Consider the following 10866-nt stretch of genomic DNA (forward strand, 5'->3'; position numbering starts at 1 on the left):
TTTTCTTAGTCAAGAAAGATTCTACTATTTTATCAGAGAAGAAATGTAAAAGTGGCGTAATTTCATATTCAGGATTAAATCTAATTTTTTTGTTTTCAATATCAATATGCTCGTATAATGGCCAAAGAGATTCGAATTTTTTCAAATACTCTTGTTTCTTGTCCTCATCTGTGGGTATCCGGTCTTTAATGTCTTTTAATTCCACGCACCTATCTTCAAAACTTTCTTCTAAAGCTTCTAAAGTTTCAGAAGAAATTGAAGCTAATCCTCTTGATAGAATATATCGACTAGATATTTCAACAAATTCATCGATGTTTGAGTTTGTATCAAAAAAACTCATATGAGTAATTGACTGTAAATTTTTGTCTCTTTGTTTTTTATATGATCATCATAATTGAAAGTATATTCCAATGTTCGAGGATTTAAGATATACATAGAGCTATTTTGTAAGAAAAGTTCTATACTCCCTCCGAATTCAATCACATCACTATCTTGAATAATTAATTGGTCTCGGTCTCGAACAGCCGGCATTTTTTTAGCATGCTTCTTCTGGATACTAGATACTTTAACTCCTCTATAATAGATTATGTGCAATGAATTTTGATCATCCGATAATTTAATTACTTGGAAACTAGCTTTCTTATCTAAAAAATCTGGACTATTATGAGTTAACGAAGTTAATAATTTATTAGACTTGTCTTTTAAATCTTCGTCACTTTCAACTTCTAATTTAGCTATGTAATCAGGCTTTGTTAGTTCATGGCTATAATTAGAAATATAAAACTTTTTATCTAGTCCTTCGCTAACCTGCAACTTCTTTAAAGAGGCTATGATATTTTTTTTAAGCCATAACCGTAGCTTTTCATCAAGGAGTTCCTTTTTAGAAAAAAATAAAACATCCGTTGTGGGTGCTTTGGATACTAAGTTTACCTGTAAATCCAATTCTCCTATTTTTTCATCAGTCATTTTAATAATTTTATTCACGAAATTATTTTCGTCATTTAAAGTCATACATATCCCCCCTTAAAATAAGAAACCCATTTATAATTATTCAGTCTCACTAAATAAATAGGCTTATCTAAAAATTTTCATTTTCTAGAAAAGCCTATAAATTATGCAGTTTAATTACTAAAGAATAGAAGAATTTACTCTTCCACCTCCTCCAATGCCTCCGGATAAACAATCGTATTAAAGACTTCCCCTGTAGCCGCATCTTCAAGCTCAAGTTCCACTTTCATATCGGCAGCATCGATGCCATTGAAAGCCTGGTAATAAGATCCGACCATGCCGATGCTCATGGTCGCAAAACCGTCCATGCTGTTTTCGAATGCTTCGCGGTCTACGCTAATTGTAAATTTGTCGTAGTCTTTGTTGGTTTTCACCTCTTTGATGGATGGAAAATCACCGGATTCGACGATATCGGTTTTTGCTTCTTCTACGCTCTTGGCCAATTCAGCCATCAATTCTTCATGTTTGCTTTTGGACATTTTATAGGTTACGGAGCCATCTTCGTTCAGTGTGGCCTCATCAATGCCTTGTTGTTTTGCATTCGCTACGACGGTTTCTGTGTCTCCGCCTTCAAATAGTTCAGCTGGAAGGGTGACTTCGACATTGAACAAGCCTTTGTCAACATTTACCCCACCCTCACTATTTTTTTCGCCTTCTTTGTTTTCGCTGCTCGCCGCAGCATCGTTTGCTTCTGGAGTTTCTTCTGCAACTTCTTTTTCATTGGAACAAGCTCCTAAAATTAGCGCGCTGCTTAGTAATAATACAGTTATTTTCTTCATAATTATTCCTCTCTAGTCTCTGTAAGTCCCTTGTGGGTCAGCTATCTGTTGCTGCGACTTCCAATCACTTACATTACTGCTCATTAGTTCTGCTTGGCGCAGGACCGTCTCCAAAGCAATTTTTTGCTGGAACGGTGGATAACCGTATTCTTTTAATAGTCGTTTAACCAAACGGCGCATTGCAGCTTGCGCATCTTTCCGTACTGTCCAGTCTACTGAAACGTTGGCTCGGATTTTCGATGTTAGCTCTTGGGCTATTAATATCAAAGTTTCATCGGCCATCATTTCTTTCACTTTCTCGTTATCAGTTAAAGCGGTATAAAATGCAACTTCATCTTTGCTTAACCCGAGCGAGTTTTCTTGTTCGTCTTCTTTCTTAATTTGATAAGCAAGCCGGATTAACTCTTCAATAACCTGTACATTAGTAAGGCTTTGATTTCGATACTTATTCAAAGCACGATTTAGCTTCTCAGAGTAGCGTTCTGATTTCACCAAATTCGACCGTTCCATTACTTTCAATTTTCCAGCAAGCAACTTCTTAAGCATTTCTACTGCCAGATTCTTATGCTGCAGATGGCGGATTTCCTCTAAAAACTGTTCAGACAGAATTGATACATCCGGCCGTTCGATATTGAGTGTGTCAAAAACATCGACAACATCTTGTGAAATAATCGATTTTTCAAGCAGCTGATCTACCCGTGCCTCGATTTCTGATTTAGAACGTTTCTTATTATCTCCTGTGCCCAATTTTTGCAGTGTAGCCCGTACTGACTTGAAATAGTCAACATGCGCTTTCGCTTCTTTACCTTCATAAGTGCCGGATACAAGAACATGCGCTTTCGCCAGCTCCATTGCAAATTGCTTGAATTCCTTCTGCTCTTCAAGCGGCAGTCCAAGAACAAAGTTCATTCCGCCGATAATTGCCATCGCGCGGTCTTTGTTGGATGAGCCCATATAAGCAGAGTAATTAAATTTATGGAAAATACCTTTTAGCACTTCCAGTTTTTCTTCCATCAATGCTACTGCAACGTTCATGTCAATTCCTGTTGTTTGTCGATCTTTATCGGTATATTGCCGCAACGCTTTTTTCAAGCTCTCAAAAATACCGATATAATCGACAATAGCGCCGCCTGGCTTATCTTTGAAGACACGGTTAACCCGTGTAATCGCCTGCATCAAATTATGGCCTTTCATTGGTTTATCAATGTACATTGTATGCATCGGTGGTACATCAAAACCGGTCAGCCACATATCACGGACAATGACCAGCTGCAATTCGTCAGCCGGGTCTTTCATCCGATTCGCTAGAGTATCACGGCGCTGCTTGCCGCCTGTATGCTTCTGGAGGTTTTCTTCATCAGAAGCAGCGCCAGTCATGACAACTTTGATGACGCCTTTGTCTACGTCATCGTTATGCCATTCCGGACGTATTGCAATGATTTCATCATAAAGATTCACTGCGATCTTCCGGCTCATCGCAACGATCATCGCTTTACCAGCCATGGATTGCGATTTTGTTTCATAATGCTCGACAATATCTTTCGCCAGCATTTTTAAACGGTTTGGTGAACCGACAACCGCTTCAAGACGCGACCATTGAGATTTGTACTTCTCACGTGCAGTTTCTTCATGCCCTTCGATGATATCCTCAAATTCTTTATCAATTTTTGCCCATTCCGATTCATCAACATCCAAACGGATGATACGATTTTCATAAAATATTTTCACCGTCGCTTCGTCTTCTACTGCCTGGGTCATATCGTAAACATCGATATAATTCCCGAATACTGCAGGCGTCGATTTATCCTCAAACTCAATTGGTGTACCGGTAAAGCCGATAAAAGATGCATTCGGCAAAGCATCACGCAAATATTTGGCGTAGCCGAACTTTTGTACACCAGTCTCCAAGTCCGTTTTCGCATCAAAGCCATATTGGCTTCGATGCGCTTCATCTACAATGACTATTACGTTCCGACGTTCCGTTAACGCAGCCATTTCGCCTTCGAGCGGAGAGAATTTTTGAATGGTTGTAAAAATGATGCCGCCTGATTCACGCTCGTTCAATAAATCAAAAAGGCCGTTCTGTCCAGCTTGCTTCGTCGGATCTGTCAGCTTTCGCACATCTGCCTGTTTTGGTTCCTGCCGCAATAAATCAGAAGACTTGGCGAAAGTCGAGAATAACTGATCATCCAGATCGTTGCGGTCGGTCACTACCACAATTGTAGGGTTGTTTAACTCCTTCACCAGCGCACCGGTATAGAAGACCATAGAGAAACTTTTACCGCTTCCCTGGGTATGCCAAATAACGCCGATTTTCCGGTCTCCTTCAACGGCAACCGCCTGTTTCGTGTTTGAGACCGCTTTTTTCACCGCGTAATACTGATGGTACGCAGCCATGATTTTTTACGTCTTTGCCGTGGTCTTTGATGAAGTCCCAGCGAGCTTCTGTAGGAACCCAAAAAATGTTTTCGGCTGTGTATTCGTCAATGTCCTCTTCGAAGCCTGATCCTTCTTCGACTAATTCATTGTATTTTGTCTCAAATTTATCCGAGATGTATTTCAAGAAAATCAAGCCAAGTACCACATGCTTGTATTCTCCTGAATCCATGCTGCCCCGTAATTTATCTGCTGCTTTCCAAAGGGTTTCTTCAAAGCCGACATTGGCTGTGTTGTTGGTCATGATGTTTCCTCCTAGTAATTATGATCATCGAAAACTTCGAATAGTTCTTCTTCAAATTCTTCTTGCTCTTCTTCCGATGAAATTTCTCTCGGCAGTATATCTAAATAATGCGCCAATCCTTCCAATGTTTTGTGGAACAATGGCTCGGTTGCTGCATCTTCCAATAATTTCAGGAAAAGAGATACAGTATCTTTATTAGACAATGGATTTGCCGTAAGTGACTTGAATTTATCGACCAGCATTTCTTGATCAATTTCAGCCGCTAGCTCATTTAACTGAGGCTCTTCGTATATCGCTTTCTCAGCTAAAAGAGTATCTTCTTCAAAAATAGAAAATTTTTCTATTTTCTTAATTTTAACAGGTTGAAGTTCGCGTTCCAATTTTTCTTTTTGGATCTGAAGTTTATCCAGTTCCGTGAGTGGTTTTTGGAAATAGGCGGCATCCAAATGAAACATTCCAGACAATACCGGCAAGTATTTTTTAGGGATGTTCTGTTTGCCTTTGATCCACAAATTGATATTTTGCTTTTTGATGCCGAGCTTATCGGCTAGTTCCATATGAGGCGTTTCATACAGGTGAAGAATGTATTCAAGCCCGATCATGCCGCCACCTCCCTTATTGTCTTGGTCAATACCATTTTACTGTTTCAACCAATAGAACACAATAAGGGGAAAGCTGCCGAGAAGATACCGGCAGCTCGGATATTATTTGGTCGCAAAGAAAACATTGTCCCAATTACCATCTTCCAGCACCAAAAGGATCGGATCATCTTTTTTGACCATATTGACTACTTTCCCTTCAATAGAACCCCCAGCGAAAACTTCACCTGAGAAATCGGGTTCTACAACAACAGATGTCCATTCATATGGTGAGCCGTCCCCACCGATAAAGTTAAACTGCATGCCATTGACCAGCCATGCGTAATCTTCCGTTTCAGATTCTATTAATGTAGCTGTGACATCCAGCATCATGTATTCATACCCATCGGGAGGTGTTTCGTTGTACTCATTGATGCCTTGCACAAATTCTAGTACGCCTTGGCCACGGTCAACAGAGTTGATGATGATTTCAGCTTTGGCAGTGAAGCTGTTGGATTAATTGTCGTAAATCGATACATCGACCAATTGGCTTTGGCCAACTGGAACCGGGTTGGAACGTTTGCCGAAATCAGATTCTGCGGATTCTTTCGGTTCATCGGCTTCTTTCTCAGCTTCCGCCGGTGCTGCCGTTTGTTCAGTTGTTGCCTGCTCCTGTTCTTTTTCATTCGTCGCTGTCGAACCTGACTCTTCTGATCCACACGCTGCCAATAGTAAAGCTGATAACGCTAATACAGATAAATTTTTCATGTTAATAACTCTCCCCCTTTTTATTGTCTAAGACAATAATATAACATTGAATTGTCTGAGTCAATAAAAATAATCAAACTAAAACTCTATCCGAATTATTTTGGATAGAGTTTTTAAAAAAACACTCTTTTTAATTATTTAGTTGGATATTAGAGATATTTGTTAAAAACTTATTACTGCTTCTTTTTAAACGGTTTTCTTCGTTTGGATTAATAGCTACTGTACCAAACTCCATCATACTCTCTCCAATACTTAAAAGATTTAACGGATTTTCTGGTTCCACAATAATTTCTGTAGCAGCGACGCCCAGAGAATATGCTAAAGGAATCCACCTCTTTATATCCCTCTCCATCTCACTAAGAGAATCAAGGTACCGATACATGTATTCCTCATCGTTATTTTCTAGATAACTATCTAAACTTGCATGGAACGCCTTTTGATTCTTAATAAAATCTTTATCTTTTCTCAAATCCATGAATTCTTTTATTTCTATATCTTCAATAGCGACTGGCAATTTAAAATTGATGACACGTTTGGCGAACTCTTCATGAGTAGCCGACCTTACTTGGGCTCCAATATTATGAGGCGCAACTAATGATAAAAATTCTTGGCCGTATTTACTGTCAGTTATAGGAGAAGAGTTTTTTGAAACTGCAACTTGTTTTGCTAAGGCATGCATATAAATTAACGCAATTTCATTGGTGACTTTGATTCCATTCTTTGATCGATGACCTAGTCCCTTTTCTAAACAATATTCACGCCAAGCAAGTGAAAATTTTTCATCAAATATTTCATAGGTTTGGTAGTCTTTAGATACCAGTCTTTCTTTTGGTATACCATAGTATTTAAAATAAGGATTTTTTAAAAATTTATCTACTTCAGTCATTGCAATTAAAGGAACTTTTTCACTAAAACTTCTCAAGGAGTTATAATTTCTAATAAAACTTTTGTCTTCTAATAAACTTCTACTTTCATCTGATATATGCCTCATTGCATTTGTAGGAATCATAGTTGTGAGTCTACCAATATACAAAGATGCAAACTTTAACCACGTAGTATCTTGCACTTCAAAGTAAGGATAGTAAATTACAGATTTCATACTTTCACCTCTCAAGATTTTGTAGTTATATTTTCTAAAAGTAAGGGTGTAACCGCCAAGGGTTTCTTACGCTCTTTTGGGGATACCTCTTTTTATTATTTTTCGGGTAAAGGATTACTAAAAAATAGAAAGTCCGGTGGAAAGACGTAAGCAACAATGGAAGAAACACTATTCCATGTGGACGAGAATCTTCATCTTCTCTATCAGAAACAAACGGAAGAAGGGTTCATTTTATCTTTGATGGCCAGTCTTCTCCAACGCTCTGCCCTACTTGTTATCATTTGTCCTGCCGGGCATACGCCCGACCTACCACTCTAAACGCTTCAAGGATTCCAGGCGCTTCAAGTCTTCTGTGAATTTCTTAGGATTGTGCCATCGTTCGCCGTCGGATTCAAAGCTAAGCGGTCGTGGAAGCCTTACACGACCATATCGATCCGGTATTGGTCGGCTTTGACTTACGGCGTCACTTTATAGTATTTGATCAGAAGCTTCCGGAGAGAGTCGACTTCGAACGATTATTCGCCTAAATTATTAAGGTTCAAGGATTCTTTGTTGATACGAACCGAGTTTTAGCAATAACTCAACAAGCGGTAGCGCAGATCTTCCGAATTCCACTCTTTTAAGTCGACAGAAAACATGAGTACAGACCAACACAAGACTATTTCCGCTTCTTCATGCTATCAATCGCTGCACCTAAAACCAATCCAATCCCAGTCCCTACCCCAGCCCAAATAACATTCCCCGTAATGATCAGACTTAAGGCTGCACCAATTGCAGTTCCGAATATCAAACCCAAACCGGTAAATGGGATTTTTGAGTAGTCGTAAATGGTTTTTTTAGCCATTCAATTATTCCTCCCTTTAAAAAAAGTATAATTGGCGCTATCATTTTTTACGTTGCTCATGCTTTCAAGTATGATTCACTCATCTATTTATTTTCATAATTTCATGGCTTACGCTCAAAAAAAACTCTTTATTAACACCGCTGCGACCAATGTCTTGTCCGCGGCAAGCGCAGCAGTTTTGCGGAGTATCTATAAGAATAATCATTAACCAACTCTTATAGTAATCTATTGATACTGGCACCATAAATAATCTTCTTTTATTCCCTAATACTACCAACAAAACGGGCACTAAACAAGACTGCGCCTAGTCCACCTTTACGTTCCTTTTTCTTCCTGCCTCATAATCTTCATCAAAAAAATACCGGATTTTAGTTGTATTTAATTATTTCTACTGTAAAATGTCTAATGAGGAGATGAATACTATGATAGAAGATTTTAAGAAATTTGCTTTAAAGGGCAATGTGCTTGATTTGGCCATTGCGGTCGTAATTGGTGCCGCTTTCGGTAAAATCATCACGTCGCTTGTAAATGACATCATTATGCCAGTGTTGGGAATCCTGCTTGGCGGTTTCAGTGTTGAAGACTGGTCTTATACCTTTAATGGTGCAGTACTGCGATATGGCGCATTTGCGCAATCGATCATCGATTTCACAATTATCGCGTTTTCAATTTTCATGGTCATCCGTCTTTTCACTTCAATGAAGCGCAAAAAAGATGTACCCGCTGAAGAAGAGCCTGAAGTATTGGATAAAAAAGAAGAGTTGCTTCTTGAAATCCGCGACTTGCTGGCAAAAGAAAAAACTGGCTTGTAAGCCAAACCACACAAAAAAGCTGCCGACCCATTTGGGATCGGCAGCTTTTTTCGGTTGTTCAGGAATATCAATGTCAGTCCAGTTGCTTCGCTATATCGTCGACGATCGTATCAATCGGCACATCGATGTAGCCATCGTAGGTTTCGGCAATTTCGCCGTTGCCGTCCATCAAATAAAAGGTCGTGCCGTGGACCACTTGGTCGCTGTTAGGATCATCTTTGACGAATGCCTGGAAATTGTCTTTCGCGAATTCCGCGATTTCCGGCTGGGTATAGCCCGTCAGCAAATTCCATTTCGATTCATCGGCAACCGAATACTTTGCCAAGTATTCCTGCATTTTCTCCGGCGTATCCGATACCGGGTCTACGCTGAACGTGACAATCCGGTAGTCTTCGATGCCTTGGTCGACCAATTGTTCCTGGATCGACGCCAAATTGGCGGTCATTGGCGGGCACACGGTGTCGCAATTGGTGAAGACAAAAGCAGCGATCCACGGTTCCCCTTTGAGGCTGTCGTTCGTTACCGTTTCGCCGCGCTGGTTCGTATATGAGAAGTCTTCGATTGTTTCATTGCCGCAGGCCGACAATAACAGCAGCACTGCGATGGCCAAAAGAGCCATTCTTTTTTTCATGTGGTCTCCCCCGTCCTGTACCCTCCATTTTAGCGAATCCGCCGCAACGGTTCAATTGCCCGGCACCGGATTTTGCGGCAAAACCGTGACATCAGGAAACTTTCATCGTGATCAACGCATCATGAATCGCCACAAGCTTGGACTCCACCCGATGCATCAGATAAAACGATACGAATATCGGGAATCCCACTTCTTGGATCAATCGCATCCACTCATCCATCCTTCTCCCCCGCTTCCATTAGAAAAGCTCTCCCTTGCAGGAGAGCTCATTCAGTAATGCTGTTTTAGACTTCGTAGTCAAAGACGTTGCGTTCGATGATGCGCGCCGCTTTCGCCAGCGCCAGCGCCGAACCTTGCACGTGGAAAATGTTCTGCTCGATGATCGTCTGCATGCCGGACTGGAGCTCCAGCTGCGTCAGATCTTCCCTCGGGTCTTCCACCGACAAGGTCACGTCCTTGCCAGCCCCCGTCTCAAAAATCAATTCCAATGTTTTCGCCATTTCTATTTCCCCCTTTTAACTTATTAAGCGTAAATGTTCTGGGCCGTCTGCTTTTCCAGGAACATCAACGGCTTTGTGCCGAATCCTGTTAATACGGTTACCGCTGCCAAGATTTCATTGGCACCTGCTGCTTCTGTTACGTTGTGGTACGCCTTCACTTTCTTGACCGTTTTGCCTTCGCTGTCCACGCCGTTGTCCAATGTGCAACGGATGCTCGCGCTCTTGAATTCTCCTACTGCCATGCTGATCACCTCCTTTCATTCGCTATATAGACACAAATGCGAAAAGAGGACACCTTTTTAATGAATTTTTTCAGAAACCCTTCTATAATGAAGGAAGGTACGAATAAAAGAGGTGAACAAAGTGGCACTAGATGGCTGGTTTTTATGGTTTATCCTTTTTTGGGTCGTGGTGCTCGTCGGATTGTTTGCGATAGGCGGCTTCTTCATGTTCCGCAAATTCCTCAAGTCCATGCCGAAAAGTGATGGACTGTCGGATTTAAACTGGGAAGAATATTATGTCGACAAAACCATACATTTATGGGGCTCCGAAGAAAAGGCGTTGTTGAATGAATTGGTGCAGCCGGTTCCGGATCTGTTCCGCCCGGTGGCGAAACAGAAAATCGCCGGACGCATCGGACAGATTTTGCTGGAGGAGAAAGCGAAATCAATCCAGCTCGAGCACATCATCCGCGGCTATATCCTGGCAACACCAAAGCGCGACCACAAGTTTCTGCGCAAAAAGCTAGCGGAAATGAAGATTGATGTTAACCCATACGAGCAATATTTCGAACGCTAAAAAGCTGTTCCTCATCGAGGGACAGCTTTTTGGTTCTCCGTCAAATGTTGGGGTGAGGCGATATCGCCTTCACCCTTAACCAACGTGAACTCCAATATTCTTATACTTGTGTGTCAGTAATATTTTCGCGCGAGCCCGCTCGAAATTCTGGAATCCGAACGCGTTGCGTTTGATCACTTTTGTGAGGTTATTGATGCCTTCTAAAAAGCCATTGGAATAAGGGAATGCAAAACTGTTCAAGATCTCGGTCTGCCAATTATGGAAGGTCCGCATCGCTTTCTGAAACTCCGGAATCCCGGATTGTGCCACCAGCTGACGAAATTCATGCAACTGTGTTTTGGTCTTGAGGACATCCTCAGGACCTCTTTT

At 41.0% G+C, this 10866-nt stretch carries 14 protein-coding genes and 3 pseudogenes; 2 read left to right on the forward strand and 15 right to left on the reverse strand.

Annotated features, from left to right (window positions below):
- The 10 genes and pseudogenes from EGV91_RS10755 to EGV91_RS10800 form a co-directional block, all read right to left on the reverse strand.
- Positions 1-340 (reverse strand): annotated as a pseudogene (locus EGV91_RS10755) (Kiwa anti-phage protein KwaB-like domain-containing protein); the annotation flags it as partial.
- On the reverse strand, positions 337-1011 hold the full coding sequence (locus EGV91_RS10760) for a Kiwa anti-phage protein KwaB-like domain-containing protein (protein ID WP_135503601.1): 675 nt from the start codon (positions 1009-1011) through the stop codon (positions 337-339). The pseudogene EGV91_RS10755 and the gene EGV91_RS10760, both read right to left, overlap by 4 nt.
- Positions 1012-1145: 134 nt before the next feature.
- Entirely contained in the window at positions 1146-1787 is a 642-nt protein-coding gene (locus EGV91_RS10765; protein ID WP_135503603.1) for a hypothetical protein, read from the reverse strand.
- 12 nt (positions 1788-1799) lie between these two features.
- Positions 1800-4190 (reverse strand): annotated as a pseudogene (locus tag EGV91_RS10770) (type I restriction endonuclease subunit R); the annotation flags it as partial.
- Positions 4189-4467: pseudogene (locus EGV91_RS10775) on the reverse strand (type I restriction-modification system subunit M N-terminal domain-containing protein); the annotation flags it as partial. The pseudogenes EGV91_RS10770 and EGV91_RS10775, both read right to left, overlap by 2 nt.
- An 11-nt stretch (positions 4468-4478) precedes the next feature.
- Positions 4479-5024, reverse strand: coding sequence for a helix-turn-helix domain-containing protein (locus EGV91_RS10780; protein WP_241666172.1), 546 nt, complete (start codon positions 5022-5024; stop codon positions 4479-4481).
- Between the two features lie 147 nt (positions 5025-5171).
- Complete coding sequence (locus EGV91_RS10785; protein WP_135503609.1) at positions 5172-5489, reverse strand: DUF4352 domain-containing protein; 318 nt, start codon at positions 5487-5489, stop codon at positions 5172-5174.
- A gap of 72 nt (positions 5490-5561) precedes the next feature.
- A complete protein-coding gene (locus tag EGV91_RS10790) occupies positions 5562-5813 on the reverse strand; it encodes a hypothetical protein (RefSeq protein WP_135503611.1) in 252 nt (83 codons plus the stop codon).
- A 130-nt stretch (positions 5814-5943) separates the two neighbouring features.
- Entirely contained in the window at positions 5944-6912 is a 969-nt protein-coding gene (locus tag EGV91_RS10795) for a hypothetical protein (protein WP_135503613.1), read from the reverse strand.
- A 658-nt stretch (positions 6913-7570) separates the two neighbouring features.
- Positions 7571-7756 (reverse strand): hypothetical protein, encoded by a 186-nt coding sequence (locus EGV91_RS10800; RefSeq protein ID WP_135503615.1) that lies wholly within the window; start codon positions 7754-7756, stop codon positions 7571-7573.
- 422 nt (positions 7757-8178) lie between these two features.
- Between EGV91_RS10800 and mscL the strand changes: the two genes are divergently transcribed.
- Complete coding sequence (gene mscL, locus EGV91_RS10805; protein WP_135503617.1) at positions 8179-8568, forward strand: large conductance mechanosensitive channel protein MscL; 390 nt, start codon at positions 8179-8181, stop codon at positions 8566-8568.
- 73 nt (positions 8569-8641) lie between these two features.
- Here mscL and EGV91_RS10810 read toward each other — a convergent pair whose 3' ends face one another.
- The 4 genes from EGV91_RS10810 to EGV91_RS10825 form a co-directional block, all read right to left on the reverse strand.
- Positions 8642-9199 carry an SCO family protein gene (locus EGV91_RS10810; protein WP_135503619.1) on the reverse strand — a complete coding sequence of 186 codons (558 nt, stop codon included), beginning with the start codon at positions 9197-9199 and terminating at the stop codon, positions 8642-8644.
- Positions 9200-9290: 91 nt separating this feature from the next.
- The gene (locus tag EGV91_RS10815; RefSeq protein ID WP_135503621.1) at positions 9291-9419 is read right to left on the reverse strand and encodes a YvrJ family protein; all 129 of its coding nucleotides are present in this window, start codon (positions 9417-9419) and stop codon (positions 9291-9293) included.
- Positions 9420-9483: 64 nt separating this feature from the next.
- Positions 9484-9699, reverse strand: coding sequence for a DUF2922 domain-containing protein (locus tag EGV91_RS10820; protein ID WP_135503623.1), 216 nt, complete (start codon positions 9697-9699; stop codon positions 9484-9486).
- 23 nt (positions 9700-9722) lie between these two features.
- Positions 9723-9941: a DUF1659 domain-containing protein gene (locus EGV91_RS10825; protein WP_135503625.1), complete on the reverse strand. Its 219-nt coding sequence runs from the start codon at positions 9939-9941 to the stop codon at positions 9723-9725.
- A gap of 121 nt (positions 9942-10062) precedes the next feature.
- Between EGV91_RS10825 and EGV91_RS10830 the strand changes: the two genes are divergently transcribed.
- Positions 10063-10497, forward strand: coding sequence for a DUF2621 domain-containing protein (locus tag EGV91_RS10830; protein ID WP_135503627.1), 435 nt, complete (start codon positions 10063-10065; stop codon positions 10495-10497).
- 75 nt (positions 10498-10572) lie between these two features.
- Here the strand turns inward: EGV91_RS10830 and EGV91_RS10835 are convergent.
- Positions 10573-10866: transposase (locus tag EGV91_RS10835; RefSeq protein ID WP_175580301.1), on the reverse strand; the 294-nt coding region annotated here is incomplete at its 5' end.

The organism is Planococcus koreensis (genome assembly GCF_004761975.1).
Lineage (GTDB): Bacteria > Bacillota > Bacilli > Bacillales_A > Planococcaceae > Planococcus > Planococcus koreensis.